Genomic DNA, 20,379 nt, shown 5'->3' with positions numbered 1-20,379 from the left:
AGGCCTGGGATGTGGCTGTTCAAAAAGGCTTGTCGAAGGTGATTTTCGGCTCTTTCCACGGACCTTTGACGGTGTACTTGACGCTGGCGAAGCGCGCCACGCGGTCGCCGATCAGCTTGTCGATCAGGAACAGCGCCCCGCCGACCGCCGGCGCGCCGACGATCAACGCGGCAATCGGCAGGTTGTTGGTCACCGGCAAGGTCACCAGCAATTTGGCGTCGACCTGATCGCCGACCAGATCCAGCGTACCGTCCAGTTCAAGGTTGCTCGAAGGACCGGTCAGGCGAATCGGCTCGCGGGTGACATACACGCCGTTATTAGCCACCAACAGGCCCTTGACCCGATCGTAGCTCAAGCCTTTGCCAAACAAGTCGGAGAAGTCCAGGCGCAGACGACGGCCGATGGAGTTGAAGTTGAGCAGACCGAACACCCGCAACGCCTGCGCGCCGCCCTCCACTTCAACGAACTGACCTTTATTGAGCGAGGCATCCAGCGTGCCGGAGAAGCGCTTGGTTGCCAGCCATGCCGGCGAGCCCGGCCAGCGGCCATCGACATCCATGTGGAACTCTTCACTGGTCACGCTCGGCGCAAAGCCCCAGCCCTTGAGCACATCGGCAAGGTTTTTGCCGCTGATCCGGCCCTTGAACCAGCTGTTGGTCGAACCCGGCGCCCCTTCCCAGCCGCCATTGCCCTGCAACAGAATGCCCTTGAGGCCCATATCGAGATTGTTCAGGGCAATGCCTTTGGCCGTCGGTCGAACCTTGAGCGACCAGCCGCCCACCAGATCCTGGCCCAGAAACAACTGATTGATGGTGATATCCAGCGCGGGAATCTTCGTCGGGTCGACCGAAACCAGCGGATCAGGCGAGTTCTCGTCAGCCTGCACCGTCGGATCCGGCGCCGGCAGGCGTACGTATTGCAGATTGACCGCGATCGGCGCGCCCTTGGCATCGGGCAGGCTGGCCGAACCCTTGGCCTGCTGGCTGTCGAGCGCCAGATTCCACGCCCATGGCTTGCGATTGACCTGTACAGCAGCCTGATCCAGCGTGGTGCCGAAGGCGGTGAGCTTGCCCACCTTGAAGTCGGCACTGTTGAGCAATTGTTTGGCACTGCCGCCCGGATCGTTGCCGGCGTATTTGCTGACCAGATCCTGCCACGGCGCGACGTCCAGCTCCGACAGCACACCGCGAATGCGCAAGCCCTTGGCCTCCGGCAGTACGGCGTCGCCCGTACCGAGGAACAGCTCACCGCGACCATCGGCGATATTGCTCGGCGGCGCGGCGAAGGTGAAGCTCGCCAGTTGATCGTAGTTGACCCAGTAACGCCGCTCCGCACCTTGCAACGTCATGCGGAACACCGTGTCACGACCCTGCTCGGCCGACATGCCAAACGGTGCCGGCAGATCCACTGCCACGCCTTTCATGCTGGAGCTGACAGTGAGCTGACTGTCAGTGCCGTCAAGGTTGACCTGCAACTGATACGGAAGGGTCCCGGACACCGGCAACGGCTGAGTCACGCCCAGCCAGTCAGTGAGCTTCTTGACCTCGACCTGCCCGGAGGCCGCGACCCGAGTCTTGAGCTTGTTCGGGCTGCCATCAGCGAAAATCTGCGCGGTCACCGGCTTGTCGAAGGCCCTGGCGGCGATGTTCTGCCCGCTCAGCCCCTTGGCGCTGTCAAAACGGAAATCGCCCTTGAGCTGGCTCAGTTCCAGCTTCGGCTCGGCCAGTTTCAGGCGCGCATTGGCGGTTTTGAAATCGACGAGGATCTTCGGCAGATCGCCCTTTTCCAGCGGAATGTCGAGTTTGACCTTGCCCTGCAAATCGCCCTCGCCTTCCCAGCCGGCAAAGGTTTCGCCGGTACCGATCGGCGCGGTCTGGAGAATTTTCAGGCCATCGCCCAGCCCGCCGGCAAATCCGCCGTCGAGCAACAGATGGGTAGGTTGCCCGGCCGGCACATGGGGAATGTTGACGAAAACGTCGCTGACCTGGGTGTCGAGCAACTGGCCCTTGTCGGCCACGATGCGCACGCCGCTGTCCTCGATGAACACATCGCCGCTGACCTTGCTCACGTGCGGCCAGCCCGGCTGGAACGCCAGCTCGGCGTCATGCACCTTGAAGAACAGGCTGATGCTGCGATCCACGTCCTTGGCGTTTTTGCTCAGCGAACCCTGGTACTGGAAGAAGCCCTGATCCACGGCGCCCTTGAGGATCGCTGTACGCAGCCACTCGTCGAGGGCCGGGCTCAAGACTTCGGGCAGGTATTTGGCGGTGTAGCGACCATCGCCATCGACCAGCCCGACGCGCAGGTCCATGTAGTCTTCCTGGCTATGGTCGAAGTGCAGGCGGATCAGGAAGTCGCCGGCAATCTTGCCCTCTTCGCCCAGCACTTTCAGGTACGGCGCGATCAGGGTGAAACCTTCTTTATCGAGCTTCCAGGTCAGTCGGGCATTGGCCTGGATGTATTGCCATGGCTTGGCGAAGATCGGGTCGAGGTGCAGGACGAAATCCTTGCTGTCCAGGCGCAACTCGCCACCGTCGAGGTTGCCGCTGAGGCTGCCACTGACGTTTCGCGCCGCCGGGGCACCGTGATAGGCATCGAAACCGACATTATCGAGGTTGGCCGCAAAGCCGAATTTCGAGCCGTCGGTGGCATTGGGACGAAAATCCAGCAGCACGTTGCGCAGTCCACCCGTCACCTTCAGGTGGTCGACGACCGTAGCGACGTTTTCGGGCAACGGCCCCAGCGCATTGAGCAACGGCGTGATCGGTGTCAGGTCGAGGCGGTCGGCCTGCAAGTGCCACAACTCATCGGTTTTATCGGTGGCCACCGTCTGCTTGAGCTGCACATGGGATTCCCAGCGGGTCTCGCCGAAGTTCATCGCCAGCGAATCGAGAGTGACAATCGCGCCCTCGTCATCGCGCTGGTAATAGCCGTTGAGCGCCAGATTGCTGATCTTGATCGGCTTGCGCTCGGCATAAGCGCCGGTCACCTGTGGTGCGTTCAAACGGATGGCGGCGCTTTGCAGAGCGCCGTCGTTCCAGTTCACCCACAGCTCGCCGCCAGCCTTGATCTCGGAAAAATTCCACTGTTGGGTCAAACGCTCCGGCAGCCACTTCGACCAATCGCTTTGCGGCAGGCTGACATAACCCTCCAGCGAACTGTCCGGCAATTGAGAGGGGCGAATCCGTGTACGCAGGCTCATCGCCACCGGTTGCCCGTCGGGCAAGGTCAGACGAGCATCAAGACGCTGACGGCTGCTGCCGGTTTTCAGATTGAGGCCGACATACGTAAAGGTCATCGGCGCCTGATCCAGCGGCTGCACGGTCACCTGACTGTCGAGCACCGACAGTTGCTGAACCATCTGCGAGCGCTTGAACAATTGTTCGGGATCCAGCGGCTGATCGTTCTGCACCGGCAGGCCTTCCAGCGCCCAGGTGCCGTCCTGTGCTTCTTTGACACTGATCTTCAGGCCGTTCAATTCCAGATGGGCGATACGCACTTCGCGCGACAGTAGACTGGCCCAGAGGTCAGGCACCACGCGCACCCGATCCAGACGCAAGGCATTGGCGCCGTCACCGACCATCACATCGTGGGCCAGCAGAATCGGCGCGAAGCCGCTCCAGTTGCCTTCCAGTTCGCCGATCTGCAACGGCATGCCGAGCGCAGCCGTGGCCTTGTCTTCGATATCGGTGCGGTATTCCGCCACCAGTGGCGTCAGTTCCCGACCGAGGCTGACGTACAACGCCATCAACACCAGAACCAACGCGCACAGGCCCAGCCCCCAGCGGGTCAATGCGGCCAAAATGCGTGTCAGACGCTCCATGTCAGTTGGCTCCCATGGCAAAAAAACTACTGAAAGCTGAGGCCAGCCGTTGTGGATTAGTTGTGCTGCAGGGGTTCAGAGCAGCACCACGTCATATTGTTCCTGGGAATACATGGTTTCGACCTGAAAGCGTATGGTGCGGCCGATAAACCCTTCAAGCTCGGCGACGTTACCGGATTCTTCATCGAGCAAACGGTCCACCACTTTCTGGTTCGCCAGCACCCGGTAACCTTCGGCCTGATAGGCGCGGGCTTCGCGCAGAATCTCGCGGAAAATCTCGTAACAGATGGTTTCCGGGGTCTTCAACTTGCCCCGCCCCTGGCAACTGCTGCACGGCTCGCACAGCACTTGCTCAAGGCTTTCACGGGTGCGCTTGCGGGTCATCTGCACCAGGCCCAACTCGGTGATACCGATGATGTTGGTCTTGGCGTGATCACGTTCGAGCTGTTTTTCCAGGGTACGCAGCACCTGGCGCTGATGCTCTTCATCTTCCATGTCGATGAAGTCGATGATGATGATCCCACCCAGATTGCGCAGGCGCATCTGCCGGGCAATCGCGGTGGCGGCTTCGAGGTTGGTCTTGAAGATGGTTTCTTCGAGATTGCGATGGCCTACAAACGCGCCGGTATTGACGTCGATGGTGGTCATGGCTTCCGCCGGATCGACCACCAGATAGCCGCCGGACTTGAGCGGCACTTTGCGCTCGAGGGCTTTCTGGATTTCGTCTTCGACGCCATACAGGTCGAAAATTGGCCTCTCGCCCGGATAGTGTTCGAGACGATCGGCGATTTCCGGCATCAGTTCGGCCACAAACTGCGTGGTTTTCTGGAAGGTTTCCCTGGAGTCGATGCGGATTTTCTCGATCTTCGGGCTGACCAGATCGCGCAACGTGCGCAGGGCCAGACCGAGGTCTTCGTAGATCACACTCGGCGCGCCGATGGTCTGGATCTGCGCATTGATCTGATCCCACAGGCGGCGCAGGTAGCGGATGTCCATGAGGATCTCATCGGCCCCGGCACCTTCGGCGGCGGTACGCAGGATGAAGCCACCGGCCTCCTTGATTCCTTCCTTGGCCACACAATCGCTGACCACCTGTTTGAGGCGCTCGCGCTCGGCTTCGTCTTCGATTTTCAGGGAAATGCCGACGTGGGCGGTGCGCGGCATGTACACCAGATAACGCGACGGAATCGACAGCTGCGTGGTCAGGCGCGCGCCCTTGGAACCGATCGGATCCTTGGTCACCTGCACCACAAGGCTCTGACCTTCGTGCACCAGCGCGCTGATGCTTTCCACCGCCGGGCCTTCGCGCAGGGAGATTTCCGAGGCGTGGATGAATGCCGCACGATCCAGACCGATGTCGACGAATGCCGCCTGCATGCCCGGCAGCACCCGGACAATCTTGCCCTTATAGATGTTGCCGACGATCCCGCGTTTCTGCGTGCGCTCGACATGGACTTCTTGCAGCACACCGTTTTCGACCACCGCCACGCGCGATTCCATCGGCGTGATGTTGATCAGAATCTCTTCACTCATGGCAGGGTCTCGTTCAGGCATGTTCACGATAATGGCCGCATCTTGATTCGTACGACGTTCATTGCGCGTTCAGGTTTTGCCAACAGGGTATGCCGAAATGGCCCAACAGTTCTGCGGTTTCGCAAACCGGCAGCCCGACCACCGCCGAATAGCTGCCATTGAGCCCGGCGACAAACACCGCGCCGAGGCCCTGAATGCCATAACCGCCAGCCTTGTCCCGGGGTTCGCCACTGGCCCAGTAGGCCGCAGCCTCTTCGCGGCTGATCGGGCGGAACCGCACCAGACTGCGCACCACGCGCGACTCACAGCGCTCGCCTTCGAGCACGGCGATGGCGGTCAGCACTTCATGCTCCTTGCCGGACAACATCATCAGCATGGCGCATGCATCGGCTTCGTCCACCGGTTTGCCAAGAATTTTGCCGTCGAGCACCACCGCGGTATCTGCGCCCAGAACGCAAAATGCCGCGTCGGACACCAGCGTGCGTCGACCGGCCTCGGCCTTGCCACGCGCCAGGCGTTCGACATAGGCCGAGGGCGATTCTTCGGGGAGCGGGGTTTCATCGATGTCCGCACTGATGGCGGAGAACGGCACGCCGATCTGCGTGAGCAACTCACGCCGACGCGGCGAACCAGAGGCGAGGTAAAGCGGCTTCATCAAGACATCTCCCTTGTCGAGGTGCGGGCACATGCCTGACCGAATCAGTTGATTTTGTAGCGCCGGCGCAATCCACGCAAAGCGAAGCTGACCCAAGGCCAGAGCAAGGCACTGACCAGTGCCGGCAGTACCAGCGCCAGGGTTGGCTGACGGTTGCCGGTCAAGGCGCTGAGCCACAATTGAACCAGTTGAGCGAGGCCGAAGATCACCAGGATCACCAGGCACTGCTGCCACATCGGGAACATCCGCAGACGCTGCTGCAACGACAGCACGAGGAAGGTGATCAGCGTCAGGATCAAGGCATTCTGGCCAAGCAGATCGCCCTGCAGCACATCTTCGGCCAGCCCCAGGCAGAACGCGGTGACCATGCCGACCGTATGCGGCATGTACAACGCCCAGAAAGTCAGCAGCAACGCCAGCCAGAGGGGACGCAGGATTTCCATGAACATCGGCAGCGGTGAAACACTCAGCAGGATGCCGACGACAAACGTCAGCCAGACAATCCAGCCGTTACGCGAAGCAGTAGCCCCGACCATTATTCTTGTCTCCCGGTGTTGGCTGGCGTGGCGGCAGGTGGTTTCGCCGCCGGTCGCGCAGCCGGCTGGGATGCTGGCGGTTTAGCCGCCGCCGCAGGCTTGGTCGCAGCAGGTTTGCTCGCTGCAGGTTTGGCCGGCGTGGTGCTGGCCGCAGCGGCCGGTGCTGCCGGGGCGGCTGGCGCTGCAGCGGCAGCCGGGGTGTTGACAACTTTCGGCACCGTGGCCGGAAGCATCGGGCCACCGCCCTGCGCATCGAGATTTTCCTGGGCCTGCGCCGCATCGTTGGCGCGCTCTTCGGCGGTGCGGTTGTCACTGAACACCAGCAGCAGATAACGGCTGCGGTTCAACGCAGCGGTTGGCACCGCGCGGACAATTGCGAACGGCTGGCCGGAATCGTGGATGACTTCCTTGACCGTCGCCACCGGATAACCGGCCGGGAAGCGCTGACCCAGGCCGGAGCTGACCAGCAGATCGCCTTCCTTGATGTCAGCGGTATCGGCAACATGCCGCAGTTCCAGACGTTCCGGGTTGCCGGTGCCGCTGGCAATCGCCCGCAGACCGTTACGGTTCACCTGCACAGGAATGCTGTGAGTGGTGTCGGTCAGCAGCAGCACACGGGAAGTGTACGGCATCAACTCGACCACCTGGCCCATCAGACCGCGTGCATCGAGCACCGGCTGACCGAGCACCACGCCATCGCGCTCACCTTTATTGATGATGATGCGATGGGTGAAGGGATTGGGGTCCATGCCGATCAACTCGGCCACTTCGACCTTTTCGTTGACCAGTGCGGAGGAATTGAGCAACTCGCGCAGCCGCACGTTCTGCTCGGTAAGGGCGGCAAGCTTCTGCATGCGCCCCTGCAACAGCAGGTTCTCGGTCTTGAGTTTTTCGTTTTCGGCGACCAGCTCGGTGCGGCTGCCGAACTGACTGGCGATCCCTTCCCACAGCCGTCCGGGCAGGTCGGTGATCCAGTAGGCGTCCATCAACACCAGCGACGCTTGTTTGCGCGCGGGTTTGAGCAGGTCGAAGCGGGCATCGACCACCATCAGCGCGACCGACAGCACGGCCAGCACCAACAGGCGCACACCCAACGAAGGGCCTTTGGCGAAAAGCGGTTTAATAAGCCGCTCCTCCCAGGCAAATGTTCTGTTTATTCATACGGCATCAAACCGGCCTGGATGAAGACTGACAGAAGATAAACGCCAACAGGCAGCACTGCAAAGTGCTGCCTGTGCGCTCACCCACGTATTGCAAACCGGCGCTTATTCGCTGGAGAGCAGGTCCATGGTGTGCTTGTCCATCATTTCCAATGCACGGCCACCGCCGCGAGCAACACAGGTCAGCGGATCTTCGGCAACAATCACCGGCAGACCGGTTTCCTGGGCCAGCAACTTGTCGAGGTCACGCAGCAGCGCGCCACCACCGGTCAGCACCAGGCCACGCTCGGCGATGTCGGAAGCCAGTTCCGGCGGCGATTGCTCCAGCGCGCTTTTCACCGCCTGAACGATAGTGGCCAGGGACTCTTGCAGAGCTTCCAGCACTTCGTTGGAGTTCAGGGTGAATGCACGTGGAACGCCTTCGGCCAGGTTGCGACCGCGAACGTCGACTTCGCGAACTTCGCCGCCCGGGTAGGCCGTACCGATTTCCTGCTTGATGCGCTCGGCAGTCGATTCACCGATCAGGCTGCCGTAGTTGCGGCGCACGTAGGTGATGATCGCTTCGTCGAAGCGGTCGCCGCCCACGCGGACGGATTCGGCGTAGACCACACCGTTCAGGGAGATCAGCGCGATTTCAGTGGTGCCACCACCGATATCGACGACCATCGAACCGCGTGCTTCTTCAACCGGCAGGCCGGCACCGATCGCAGCAGCCATCGGCTCTTCGATCAGGAACACTTCACGGGCACCGGCACCGAGGGCCGATTCACGGATGGCACGACGCTCAACCTGGGTGGATTTGCATGGAACGCAGATCAGCACACGAGGGCTGGGCTGCAGAAAGCTGTTTTCGTGAACCTTGTTGATAAAGTATTGCAGCATCTTTTCGCAGACGCTGAAGTCGGCGATCACGCCGTCCTTCATCGGACGAATGGCAGCAATGTTGCCCGGCGTACGGCCGAGCATGCGCTTGGCTTCGGTGCCGACAGCAACGACACTTTTCTGGTTACCGTGTGTCCGAATGGCCACAACCGATGGCTCATTCAGGACGATACCGCGCTCGCGCACGTAAATAAGGGTGTTGGCAGTGCCCAGGTCAATGGAAAGATCGCTGGAAAACATGCCACGCAGTTTCTTGAACATGGGAAAGGGACCCTAGGCAACGCGTGGGTAAAAAAGTGCGGCAAACTCTAACAACGACAGGGATTTTGGGCAAGGCGCCAATATGTTAAATTGGCCGCTTTTCTGTGCACCAAGCCCCACAATCGCGGCCTTATGACCGTAGAAGTGCGGTAGTGTTCCGACAATCTAACACACGGACGCCGTCCGTTCTGTTTTCCACTGGAGAATCCCGATGGCGCTAGAACGCTCCGACGTGGAAAAAATCGCACATCTGGCCTGTCTTGGCCTGAATGATGCCGATCTTCCGCACATTACTTCCGCCCTCAACAGCATTCTCGGGCTGGTCGACGAAATGCAGGCCGTCGACACCGACGGTATCGAGCCTTTGGCCCACCCGCTGGAAGCCAGTCAGCGCCTGCGCGCCGACGTCGTGACCGAGACCAATCACCGCGAGGCCTATCAGTCCATCGCACCAGCGGTCGAAAACGGCCTGTATCTGGTTCCGAAAGTCATCGACTAAAGGGAAAGAGCCTGCAATGCATCAAATGACTCTGGCCGAGATCGCCCGCGGTCTCGCCGATAAAAAGTTTTCCTCCGAAGAGCTGACCAAAGTCCTGCTGGCGCGTATTACCCAGCTCGATCCGCAGCTCAACAGTTTCATCAGCCTCACCGAAGAGCTGGCACTCGAGCAGGCGAAAGCCGCCGACGCGCGCCGGGCCAACGGTGAGAGCGGCGCCCTGCTCGGTGCGCCGATCGCCCACAAGGACCTGTTCTGCACTCAAGGCATCCGCACCAGCTGCGGTTCGAAGATGCTCGACAACTTCAAGGCCCCGTACGACGCCACCGTGGTCGCGAAACTGGCCGCTGCCGGCGCCGTGACCCTGGGCAAGACCAACATGGACGAATTCGCCATGGGTTCGGCCAACGAGTCGAGCTGGTACGGCGCGGTGAAAAACCCGTGGAACCTGGAACACGTGCCGGGCGGTTCGTCCGGTGGTTCGGCGGCGGCGGTTGCCGCTCGTCTGTTGCCGGCGGCCACGGCCACCGATACCGGTGGTTCGATCCGTCAGCCCGCTGCATTCACCAACCTCACCGGCCTGAAACCGACGTACGGTCGTGTTTCGCGCTGGGGCATGATCGCTTACGCCTCCAGCCTCGATCAGGGCGGCCCGTTGGCGCGTACGGCCGAAGACTGCGCGATTTTGTTGCAAGGTATGGCCGGGTTCGACCAGAACGACTCCACCAGCATCGATGAGCCGGTTCCGGATTACTCCGCCAGCCTCAACACTTCGCTGCAGGGCCTGCGCATCGGCGTGCCGAAGGAATACTTCAGCGCCGGTCTCGACCCGCGCATCGCCGAGCTGATCCAGAACAGCATCAAAGAGCTGCAGAAGCTCGGTGCCGTGATCAAGGAAATCAGCCTGCCGAACATGCAGCACGCGATTCCTGCGTACTACGTGATCGCGCCAGCCGAGGCCTCCTCGAACCTGTCGCGTTTCGACGGCGTGCGCTTCGGCCATCGCTGCGAGAACCCGGAAAACCTGATCGACCTGTACAAACGCTCGCGTGGCGAAGGATTCGGGCCGGAAGTGCAGCGCCGGATCATGGTCGGCGCCTACGCGCTGTCCGCCGGTTACTACGACGCCTACTACCTGAAAGCGCAGAAGATCCGTCGTCTGGTGAAGAACGACTTCATGGCGGCCTTTAATGAAGTCGACATCATCCTCGGCCCAACCACGCCGAACCCGGCCTGGAAACTCGGCGCGAAGAACAGCGATCCGGTCGCTGCCTATCTGGAAGACGTCTACACCATCACCGCCAACCTCGCGGGCCTGCCGGGCCTGTCGATGCCGGCCGGTTTTGTCGACGGTCTGCCGGTGGGCGTGCAGTTGCTTGCGCCGTATTTCCAGGAAGGTCGCCTGTTGAACGTTGCCCATCAGTATCAGTTGAACACTGACTGGCACACCCGCACCCCAACCGGCTTCTGAGGAGACACACATGCAATGGGAAGTCGTGATCGGGCTGGAGATTCACACTCAGCTCACTACCCGGTCGAAAATCTTTTCCGGTAGTTCCACCCAGTTCGGCTCCGAGCCGAACACCCAGGCCAGCCTGATCGACCTGGGCATGCCCGGCGTATTGCCGGTGCTGAACCAGGAAGCGGTGCGCATGGCGGTGATGTTCGGTCTGGCGATTGACGCCGAGATCGGTCAGCACAACGTGTTCGCCCGCAAAAACTACTTCTACCCGGACCTGCCGAAGGGCTACCAGATCAGTCAGATGGAATTGCCGATCGTCGGCAAGGGCCACCTGGACATCGCGCTGGAAGACGGCACCGTCAAACGTGTCGGCATCACCCGCGCGCACCTGGAAGAAGACGCCGGCAAGAGTCTGCACGAAGAATTCAACGGTGCCACCGGCATCGACCTGAACCGTGCCGGCACGCCGCTGCTGGAAATCGTTTCCGAGCCGGACATGCGCAGCGCCAAGGAAGCCGTGGCTTACGTCAAGGCGATCCACGCGTTGGTACGTTATCTGGGCATCTGCGACGGCAACATGGCCGAAGGTTCGCTGCGTTGCGACTGCAACGTCTCGGTCCGCCCGAAAGGCCAGGTCGAGTTCGGCACCCGCTGCGAGATCAAGAACGTCAACTCGTTCCGCTTCATCGAGAAGGCCATCAACTCCGAGATCCAGCGGCAGATCGAGCTGATCGAAGACGGCGGCAAAGTGATCCAGCAGACCCGTCTGTACGATCCGAACAAGGACGAGACCCGTCCGATGCGCTCCAAAGAGGAAGCCAACGACTATCGTTACTTCCCCGACCCGGACCTGCTGCCAGTGGTCATCGAAGAGTCGTTCCTCGGCGAGGTGCGCGCTACCCTGCCGGAACTGCCACCGCAAAAACGCGAGCGCTTCCAGAGCCAGTTCGGTCTGTCGGCCTACGACGCCAACGTGCTGGCTACCAGCCGTGAGCAAGCGGACTACTTCGAGAAGGTCGCAGCCATCGGCGGCGACGCCAAACTGGCGGCGAACTGGGTGATGGTCGAGTTGGGCAGCCTGCTCAACAAGCAAGGCCTGGACATCGACGAGTCGCCGGTTTCCGCTGAACTGTTGGGCGGCATGCTGCAGCGCATCAAGGACAACACCATCTCCGGCAAGATCGCCAAAGTGGTGTTCGAAGCGATGGCCAACGGCGAAGGCACGGCGGACGAGATCATCGACAAGCGCGGTCTGAAGCAAGTGACCGACAGCGGCGCGATCTCCGCGGTGCTGGACGAAATGCTCGCGGCCAACGCCGAGCAGGTCGAACAATACCGTGCGGCAGACGAAGCCAAGCGCGGCAAGATGTTCGGCTTCTTTGTCGGTCAGGCCATGAAGGCTTCGAAAGGCAAAGCCAACCCGCAGCAAGTGAACGAACTGCTGAAAAGCAAGCTCGAAGGCTGATGCAAATGGGGCCAGACCTGAAGCCTGGCTCCATCCCCTGTGGGAACAATCCATGGCTGAAGGGGTTTTGTGGTGAGGGGATTTATCCCCGATGGGCTGCGAAGCGGCCCCAATTCTTCTGTATCTGGAATTTGGGGGCGCTGCGCGCGCCATCGGGGATAAATCCCCTCGCCACAGAAGCTGATCTTCACATTGGGTTGTTTCCACATTTGTTTTGTGGAGCCTTTGAATGAAACGTCTGCTCGGCGCCTGCGCCCTGCTCTCCTTGCTCGCCGGTTGCGCCAGCAACGACATCATCGACCCGCACGGTTACGACCAGACCGGCGTCGCCTCCTACTACGGTGCCAGGCACCACGGTAAGCGCACCGCCAGTGGCGAGCCGTTCAACCAGCATTCCCTGACCGCCGCCCACCGCCAATTGCCATTCGGCACCCGGGTGAAGGTCACCAACCTGAAAAACGACAAATCCTGCGTTGTGCGCATCAACGATCGTGGCCCGCACACCCGTGGCCGCTTGATCGATGTCTCGCGTGAAGCCGCCGAACACCTCGGCATGCTCGGTAGCGGCACCGCACGGGTGCGCATACAGGCCCTCGACGACTGATGGAGCGCTGACCATTTTTGCTCTAGCCGACCTACCACTGATCAAGGTGATCGAGCTGCTTAGCGGCCTGATCCTGCTGATCCTCGGCGCCGAACTGATGGTGCGCGCCGCGGTGCGTCTGGCCGCGCGCCTGCATGTGCGGCCGCTGATCATCGGCCTGACCATCGTCGCCCTCGGCAGCAGCGCCCCGCAGATGGCGGTCAGCCTGCAAGCGACCCTGGCGCACAACCCCGACATTGCCGTCGGCAGCGTGATCGGCAGCAGCATCTTCAACATCCTCGTGACCCTCGGCCTGTCGGCGCTGATCATTCCGCTGCGGGTGTCGCGGCAACTGGTGCGCCTGGATATTCCACTGATGATCGGCGCCAGCCTGCTGGTGTTCGTCCTCGCTTGGAATGAACAGATCGGCCGCTTCGACGGCGTGCTGTTGCTCGCGGCATTGGCGTTGTATCTGGGCCTGTTGCTGCGCCAGTCGCGGCACTCGGCGCGCCCGCATTCGGAATCGCCACAACCTCCGCAGGTGCCGTGGTTCAGCAGTCTGCTGATGATCGTTGTCGGCCTGGCGCTGTTGGTGTTCGCCGGGCATTTGCTGCTCGGCGCAGCGGTGGCGGTGGCGACCGATCTGGGCTTCTCCGAACGGGTGATCGGTCTGACGGTGGTTGCGGTCGGCACCTCGCTGCCGGAACTCGCCACCTCGCTGATCGCGGCATTGCGCGGGCAACGCGATATCGCCGTGGGCAACGTGATTGGCGCCAACCTGTTCAACCTGCTCGGGGTGCTCGGGGTCACTGCGTTGATTGCGCCGACGCCGTTGTCGGTCTCGCCCAACGCGCTGGATTTCGACTTGCCGGTGATGCTCGGCGTCGCCGCGCTGTGCCTGCCGGTGTTCTATTCCGGCTACCGTGTGACCCGCGCCGAGGGTCTGCTGTTGCTCGGTTTGTACGCGGCTTACGGACTGCACGTGGTGTCGTTCACCACCGGCATGCCGCTGGCCGGCAAACTGGAAAAACTGATGCTGTTCTACGTGCTGCCGACGCTGCTGGCGTTTCTGTTGTTCACGTCCGTACGCGCCTGGCGCCGCCAACACCACAAGAGGGATGTGCCATGACCGATTCGCAGAAAACCGGGGTTGAAATCCGCCGTCAGGTAATGGGTGATGCGTTCGTTGATCGCGCCTTGGGCAACGCCACCGAATTCACTCAGCCGTTGCAGGATTTCGTCAATGAACACGCCTGGGGCGGCGTGTGGAATCGCGAAGGTCTGCCGCTGAAAACCCGCAGCCTGATTACCCTTGCAGCGCTGACCGCATTGAAGTGCCCGCAGGAATTGAAGGGCCACGTGCGCGGTGCGCTGAACAATGGCTGCACGGTCGAGGAGATTCGCGAGGCGCTGCTGCATTGCGCGGTGTACGCCGGGGTGCCGGCGGCGATTGATGCGTTTCGCGCGGCGCAGGAAGTGATCGACAGTTACCAGAAACCTGAGTGAAAGGACTGACGCCTTCGCGAGCAAGCCCGCTCCCACAGGGTTCTTTGGTGTTGTTGAAATCTGATTAACAACACAAAAACCTGTGGGAGCGGGCTTGCTCGCGAAGAGGCCCGCAGGAGCAACCCGAGTCTCAGGCTAGATCCACCCACCCCACTGCAACAGAAAGATCCCGATATTGGTGGTCACCGCCGCCATCAGCGTGGTCAGCACAATGATCGCCGCTGCCAGCTCATGATTGCCCTGCGCCGCCCGGGCCATGACGAAACTGGCCGCCGCCGTCGGGCTGCCGAAGTACAGAAACAGAATCCCCAGCTCTGCGCCACGAAAGCCCCACAACCACGCCCCCAGCGTCGCCAGCACCGGCAGGCCGATCATCTTCACCAGACTCGAACTCAGCGCCATGCTGCCGCTCTTGCGCAGCGCCGCCAGTGACAGCGTGCCACCAATGCAGATCAGCGCCAGCGGCAAAGTGGTTTGCGCCAGATACTGGCCGGAGGTTTCCAGCCAGCCCGGCAGGCTGATCTGGAAATACGCGAACGGCGCGGCGGCAATCACGCTGATGATCAGCGGGTTGCTGAACACGCTTTTGCAGATGCTCCACGGATCGGACTTGATCACCGGGCTGTACACCGCGAGCACGATGGTCGACAGCGTGTTGTAAAACAGGATCACCAGCGCCGCGAGAATCGCCCCGAGGGAAATCCCGTAGTCGCCGTACATGCTCGCCGCCAGCGCCAGACCGATCACCCCGTTGTTGCCGCGAAACGCACCCTGGGTGTAGATACCGCGATCTTCACGCGGGCACTTGATGATCGCCCAGCCCCAGGCCAGGGCAAAACTCACCAGCGTCGCGATCGCAAAATAGATCAGCAGCGCCGGTTGCAGTGCGGCGTGCAGATCCGCATGCAGAATCCCGAGAAACAGCAGCGCCGGCATGCTGACGTTGAACACCAGCGCCGAGGCGGTGTGGATGAAGTTGTCGTTGATCCAGTCGATGCGCTTGAGCAACACCCCGAGGAACAGCATGGCGAACACCGGCGCGGTGATGTTCAAGGTTTCGAGGAAGATTGCCAGCATGCCGGGGGAGCCTTTGGGTGAGCGTCGTCAGGGCTTAATGATAAGCCAAAAGCTTGAAAAGCCCCTCACCCTAACCCTCTCCCGGAGGGAGAGGGGACTGACTGAGGTGTGGTGCGTCATACATCGACCTGCAATACCGAGTCGACTATGGATTCGGCAAAGCATTTTCAGGTCGGCGTATTATTAAAATTCCCGGATCGGCCCCTCTCCCCCTCCGGGAGAGGGGGCTGACTGAGGTGTGGTGCGTCATACATCGACCCGAGAGACCGAGTCGATTATGGATTCGGTAGATCCCTTTCAGGTCGGTGTATTACTAGAATATTCCCGGATCGGCCCCCTCTCCCTCCGGGAGAGGGTTGGGGTGAGGGTAGCTTTTGCCTCACAAACCATCAGGTAATCGGCGCCGGATTGAACAGGGTGATGTCGTTATGCAGCTTGTGCTTCTCCGCCCACGTCTGCTGCTTGCCGCTCGCCACATCCAGGTAGTAGTGGAACAACTCCCAGCCCAATTCCTCGATGGTCGCGCGCCCGGTGGCAATCCGACCGGCATCGATGTCAATCAGGTCCGGCCAGCGCTGCGCCAATTCCGTACGCGTCGAGACCTTGACCACCGGCGCCATCGCCAAACCATACGGCGTACCCCGCCCAGTGGTGAACACATGCAGGTTCATCCCCGCTGCCAACTGCAAGGTGCCGCAGACAAAATCACTCGCCGGCGTGGCGCAGAAAATCAAACCCTTCTGCTTGAAACGCTCGCCCGGGCCGAGCACGCCATTGATCGCGCTGCTACCGGATTTGACGATCGAACCTAGCGACTTCTCGACAATGTTCGACAACCCACCCTTCTTGTTGCCCGGTGTAGTGTTGGCACTGCGATCCGCTTCGCCCTTGGCCAGATAGCGGTCGTACCAGTCCATCTCACGCACCAGTTCCTGCGCCACGGTTTTGGTTTCGGCACGGGAAGTCAGCAGATAAATCGCATCGCGCACTTCGGTGACTTCGGAAAACATCACCGTCGCCCCTGCGCGCAGCAGCAAGTCCGAGGCATAACCCAGCGCCGGGTTGGCGGTGATGCCGGAGAACGCATCGCTGCCGCCGCACTGCATGCCGAGGATCAGCTCGGAGGCCGGCACGGTTTCGCGGCGGCGCTGGTCGAGCTTCTTCAAACGGACTTCGGCCAGCGCCATGATCTGCTCGATCATCTCGGTGAAACCGTGACTGGAATCCTGCAGGCGATACAGCCATGCCTCGCTGAGATCGACCGAGGCATCGTCCTCGTGCATCACCTGCCCGGCCTGCAATTTCTCGCAGCCCAGACTGATCACCAGCGCTTCACCACCCAGGTTCGGGTTGCGCGCCAGGTTGCGCACGGTGCGGATCGGTATATAGGCGTCAGTGGCGGTGATCGCCACGCCGCAGCCGTAACTGTGGGTCAGCGCCACCACGTCATCGACATGCGGATATTTCGGCAGCAACTCGTCCTTGATGCGTTTCACCGCGTGATCGAGCACGCCGGTCACGCACTGCACCGTGGTGGTGATCCCGAGAATATTGCGCGTGCCGACGGTGCCGTCGGCGTTGCGATAACCCTCGAACGTGAAGCCTTCCAGCGGGGCCTGCGCGGCAGGCACCTCGGTGGACAGCGGCAGGCTGTCCAGCGGCGGCGCGGTCGGCATGCGCAGTTGATCTTCCTTGACCCAGCTGCCACGCGGGATCGGCTGCAACGCGTAGCCGATGGTCTGGCCGTAGCGAATCACCTGGCCGCCCTCGGGAATGTCCTCGAGGGTGACCTTGTGGCTCTGCGGCACAAAATCCACGGTCACCAGACCGTCCGGGAACTCGGTGCCGGCCGGTACGCCCTGGTCGTTGACCACAATCACTACGTTGTCCCGCTCGTGCAGGCGGATGTAGCGCGGCGAGTCGGAATGTTCAATCAACTGCATGACGCCGCTCCTCAGGAATGCGCTTGAGACAATTTGCCGGTGATTTCAGAACCACCGTTGGTTGGCGGCTCTTTGAGCACCACCCGTTTGATCGGGCCGACGATCACCAGGTAGCTGAACACCGCGACCAGTGCGTTGGCACCGACGAACACCAGCGCCCACTTGAACGAACCGGTGGAGCTGATGATGTAGCCAATCACGATCGGCGTGGTAATCGAGGCGATGTTGCCAAAGGTGTTGAACAGGCCACCGCTCAGACCGGCGATCTGTTTTGGCGAAGTGTCGGACACCACTGCCCAGCCCAACGCGCCCACGCCTTTGCCGAAGAATGCCAGGGCCATGAAGCCGACCACCATCCATTCAACATCGACATAGTTGCAAGCGACGATGCTGCTCGACACCAGCAATCCGGCGATGATCGGTGCCTTGCGGGCGAAGGTCAGCGAATGCCCTTTGCGCAGCAAGTAATCGGAAATCACCCCGCCAAGCACGCCACCGATGAAACCGCAGATTGCCGGCAGCGAGGCAATGAAACCGGCTTTGAGAATAGTCATGCCGCGCTCCTGCACCAGGTACACCGGGAACCAGGTCAGGAAGAAATAGGTGATGCCGTTGATGCAGTACTGACCCAGATATACACCGAGCATCATGCGGTTGGTCAGCAACTGACGGATGTAATCCCACTTCGGACCGTCGGATTTTTTGCCTTGCTTGACGTCCATGTCGACCATGCCGCCGTTGTCGGCGATGAACTGCACTTCGGCTTCGTTGGCCAGCGGATGTTGACGCGGGCTGTGGATAACCTTGAGCCAGACCAGCGAGAAGATGATACCGAGGATGCCCATGACGATGAACACGTGCTCCCAGCCGAAGCGATACACGATCCAGCCCATCAGCGGTGCGAACAGCACGGTGGCGAAGTATTGCGCCGAGTTGAAGATCGCCGAGGCGGTACCGCGTTCTGCAGTCGGGAACCAGGCCGCGACAATCCGCGCGTTGCCGGGAAAGGATGGCGCCTCGGCCAAGCCCACCAGAAAGCGCAGCATGAACAGCGCAACGATCGCCGTGGACATGCCGAATTCCCCGACAAAGCCTTGCAGCACGGTGAACAGCGACCAGGTGAAAATGCTCAGGGCATAGACTTTTTTCGAGCCGAAGCGATCGAGCAGCCAGCCACCGGGAATCTGCCCGGCAACGTAGGCCCAGCCGAAAGCAGAGAAGATGTAGCCGAGGGTGACCGCGTCGATGCCGAGGTCTTTTTGCAGGCTGGAACCGGCGATGGCGATGGTCGCGCGGTCGGCGTAGTTGATCGTGGTCACCAGAAACAGCATGAGCAGGATCAAATAGCGGACGTGAGTCGGCTTGGACGATTGCATGTAGATGTACTCCCACTGATTATTTTTATGCGCGGGTGAATCTGTTGTGCTGCATGTATTCCCTGTAGGAGTTGCCGAAGGCTGCGATCTTTTGATCTTCAAAAGCAAAGATCGCAGCCTTCGGCAGCTCCTACAGGGGTATTGCTGTATCAGGAGCCGATGTAGGCGGTTTTCACCACGGTGTAGAACTCTTGCGCATAGCGGCCTTGCTCACGTGAGCCATAGGATGAACCCTTACGGCCACCGAACGGAACGTGGTAATCGACACCGGCGGTCGGCAGGTTGACCATTACCATCCCGGCCTGCGAATGACGCTTGAAGTGGTTGGCGTACTTCAGCGACGTGGTGGCGATACCAGCCGACAGACCGAACTCGGTGTCGTTGGCCATCGCCAGCGCCGCCTCGTAATCGGCCACGCGAACGACGTTGGCCACCGGGCCGAAGATCTCTTCACGGCTGATGCGCATCGACGCCTCGCTGTCGGCAAACAGCGTTGGCGCGAGGAAGTAGCCTTCGGTGTCGCAGGTCACCAGACCACCGCCGCTGACCAGACGTGCACCTTCGGACTGGCCGATGTCGATGTACTTCATGTCCTGTTCAAGCTGCGCCTGGGAAACCACCGGACCGATGTCGGTGCCGGATTTCAGCGCGTGGCCGACCTTGATCGACTGCATGCGCTCGGCCATGGCCTCGACGAATTTGTCGTGAATCCCGGCGGTGACGATCAGGCGGCTCGACGCCGTGCAACGCTGGCCGGTGGAATAGAACGCGCTCTGCACCGAGAGCTCGACCGCTTGTTTGAGGTCGGCGTCGTCGAGAATGATCTGCGGGTTCTTGCCGCCCATTTCCAGCTGCACCTTGGCCTGGCGCGACACGCAATTAACAGCGATCTGCCGACCCACGCCCACCGAACCGGTAAAGCTGATGCCATCGACTTTCGGGCTGTTGACCAGCGCTTCGCCGACCACTCGACCGCTGCCCATCACCAGGTTGAACACGCCGGCCGGGAAGCCTGCACGGGAGATAATTTCCGCCAGCGCCCAGGCACAACCCGGCACCAGATCCGCAGGTTTCAGCACCACGCAGTTGCCGTAGGCCAATGCCGGAGCAATCTTCCATGCCGGGATGGCAATCGGGAAGTTCCACGGGGTGATCAGACCGACCACGCCGAGGGCTTCGCGGGTCACTTCAACGTTGACGCCCGGGCGCACCGACGGCACGTAATCGCCGGACAGACGCAGGCATTCACCGGCGAAAAACTTGAAAATATTGCCGGCGCGGGTCACTTCGCCGATGGCTTCGGGCAGGGTCTTGCCCTCTTCCCGGGCCAGCAGGGTGCCGAGTTCTTCGCGACGGGCGAGGATTTCCGTGCCGACTTTATCCAGCGCATCGTGACGGGCCTGAATGCCCGAAGTCGACCACGCCGGGAACGCGGTGCGGGCCGCATCGATAGCGGCGTTAACCTGAGTCAGGTCAGCCTTGGCGTAATCGCCGATGGTGTCGCTCAACTCGGACGGGTTGATGTTGGCCGAGTAGTCGGCACCGGCGACCCATTCACCGTTGATGTAGTTGTCGTAACGCTTGGAATCAGCCACAGAAAATTCTCCTCTCTACGCAAAAG

Annotated in this window: 16 protein-coding genes; 6 read left to right on the top strand and 10 right to left on the bottom strand. The window is 61.1% G+C overall.

Annotation, left to right across the window (positions count from 1 at the left end; genetic code table 11):
- Positions 1-19: 19 nt before the first annotated feature.
- The 6 genes from KCG87_RS22325 to mreB all read right to left on the bottom strand — a co-directional run bounded on the left by KCG87_RS22325 (position 20) and on the right by mreB (position 8,850).
- Complete coding sequence (locus tag KCG87_RS22325) at positions 20-3,823, bottom strand: YhdP family protein (RefSeq protein ID WP_210558901.1); 3,804 nt, start codon at positions 3,821-3,823, stop codon at positions 20-22.
- 75 nt (positions 3,824-3,898) lie between these two features.
- Positions 3,899-5,356: a ribonuclease G gene (rng, locus tag KCG87_RS22320; RefSeq protein WP_007961585.1), complete on the bottom strand. Its 1,458-nt coding sequence runs from the start codon at positions 5,354-5,356 to the stop codon at positions 3,899-3,901.
- 58 nt (positions 5,357-5,414) lie between these two features.
- Positions 5,415-6,011: a Maf family protein gene (locus KCG87_RS22315; protein WP_210558900.1), complete on the bottom strand. Its 597-nt coding sequence runs from the start codon at positions 6,009-6,011 to the stop codon at positions 5,415-5,417.
- Between the two features lie 44 nt (positions 6,012-6,055).
- Positions 6,056-6,547 (bottom strand): rod shape-determining protein MreD, encoded by a 492-nt coding sequence (mreD, locus tag KCG87_RS22310; RefSeq protein WP_007961576.1) that lies wholly within the window; start codon positions 6,545-6,547, stop codon positions 6,056-6,058.
- Positions 6,547-7,671, bottom strand: coding sequence for a rod shape-determining protein MreC (gene mreC / locus KCG87_RS22305; protein WP_210558955.1), 1,125 nt, complete (start codon positions 7,669-7,671; stop codon positions 6,547-6,549). The genes mreD and mreC overlap by 1 nt, the downstream gene beginning before the upstream one ends.
- 141 nt (positions 7,672-7,812) lie before the next feature.
- A complete protein-coding gene (gene mreB, locus KCG87_RS22300) occupies positions 7,813-8,850 on the bottom strand; it encodes a rod shape-determining protein MreB (RefSeq protein ID WP_002555108.1) in 1,038 nt (345 codons plus the stop codon).
- Between the two features lie 211 nt (positions 8,851-9,061).
- Between mreB and gatC the strand changes: the two genes are divergently transcribed.
- The 6 genes from gatC (at position 9,062) to KCG87_RS22270 (ending at position 14,362) form a co-directional block, all read left to right on the top strand.
- A complete protein-coding gene (gene gatC, locus KCG87_RS22295; protein WP_003221657.1) occupies positions 9,062-9,349 on the top strand; it encodes an Asp-tRNA(Asn)/Glu-tRNA(Gln) amidotransferase subunit GatC in 288 nt (95 codons plus the stop codon).
- Positions 9,350-9,365: 16 nt separating this feature from the next.
- A complete protein-coding gene (gene gatA, locus KCG87_RS22290) occupies positions 9,366-10,817 on the top strand; it encodes an Asp-tRNA(Asn)/Glu-tRNA(Gln) amidotransferase subunit GatA (RefSeq protein WP_097090387.1) in 1,452 nt (483 codons plus the stop codon).
- A 10-nt stretch (positions 10,818-10,827) separates the two neighbouring features.
- The gene (gatB, locus tag KCG87_RS22285) at positions 10,828-12,273 is read left to right on the top strand and encodes an Asp-tRNA(Asn)/Glu-tRNA(Gln) amidotransferase subunit GatB (RefSeq protein WP_007961565.1); all 1,446 of its coding nucleotides are present in this window, start codon (positions 10,828-10,830) and stop codon (positions 12,271-12,273) included.
- A 229-nt stretch (positions 12,274-12,502) separates the two neighbouring features.
- Positions 12,503-12,877 carry a septal ring lytic transglycosylase RlpA family protein gene (locus tag KCG87_RS22280; RefSeq protein ID WP_210558899.1) on the top strand — a complete coding sequence of 125 codons (375 nt, stop codon included), beginning with the start codon at positions 12,503-12,505 and terminating at the stop codon, positions 12,875-12,877.
- A 46-nt stretch (positions 12,878-12,923) separates the two neighbouring features.
- Positions 12,924-13,985 (top strand): calcium/sodium antiporter, encoded by a 1,062-nt coding sequence (locus KCG87_RS22275; protein WP_135294958.1) that lies wholly within the window; start codon positions 12,924-12,926, stop codon positions 13,983-13,985.
- On the top strand, positions 13,982-14,362 hold the full coding sequence (locus tag KCG87_RS22270; protein WP_003221648.1) for a carboxymuconolactone decarboxylase family protein: 381 nt from the start codon (positions 13,982-13,984) through the stop codon (positions 14,360-14,362). Before KCG87_RS22275 ends, KCG87_RS22270 begins: the two co-directional genes overlap by 4 nt.
- Positions 14,363-14,497: 135 nt before the next feature.
- Here KCG87_RS22270 and KCG87_RS22265 read toward each other — a convergent pair whose 3' ends face one another.
- The 4 genes from KCG87_RS22265 to KCG87_RS22250 form a co-directional block, all read right to left on the bottom strand.
- Complete coding sequence (locus tag KCG87_RS22265; protein ID WP_134785438.1) at positions 14,498-15,439, bottom strand: AEC family transporter; 942 nt, start codon at positions 15,437-15,439, stop codon at positions 14,498-14,500.
- 389 nt (positions 15,440-15,828) lie between these two features.
- A complete protein-coding gene (gene garD, locus KCG87_RS22260; RefSeq protein WP_098967200.1) occupies positions 15,829-17,382 on the bottom strand; it encodes a galactarate dehydratase in 1,554 nt (517 codons plus the stop codon).
- Positions 17,383-17,393: 11 nt separating this feature from the next.
- Positions 17,394-18,758 (bottom strand): MFS transporter, encoded by a 1,365-nt coding sequence (locus tag KCG87_RS22255; RefSeq protein WP_027610828.1) that lies wholly within the window; start codon positions 18,756-18,758, stop codon positions 17,394-17,396.
- A gap of 149 nt (positions 18,759-18,907) precedes the next feature.
- On the bottom strand, positions 18,908-20,353 hold the full coding sequence (locus tag KCG87_RS22250; protein ID WP_134785437.1) for an aldehyde dehydrogenase family protein: 1,446 nt from the start codon (positions 20,351-20,353) through the stop codon (positions 18,908-18,910).
- Positions 20,354-20,379 lie beyond the last annotated feature (26 nt).

This window comes from Pseudomonas sp. MWU347 (genome assembly GCF_017947305.1).
GTDB classification, from domain to species: Bacteria; Pseudomonadota; Gammaproteobacteria; order Pseudomonadales; family Pseudomonadaceae; genus Aquipseudomonas; species Aquipseudomonas putida_A.
This window is presented reverse-complemented; position numbering and strand designations above follow the sequence as displayed.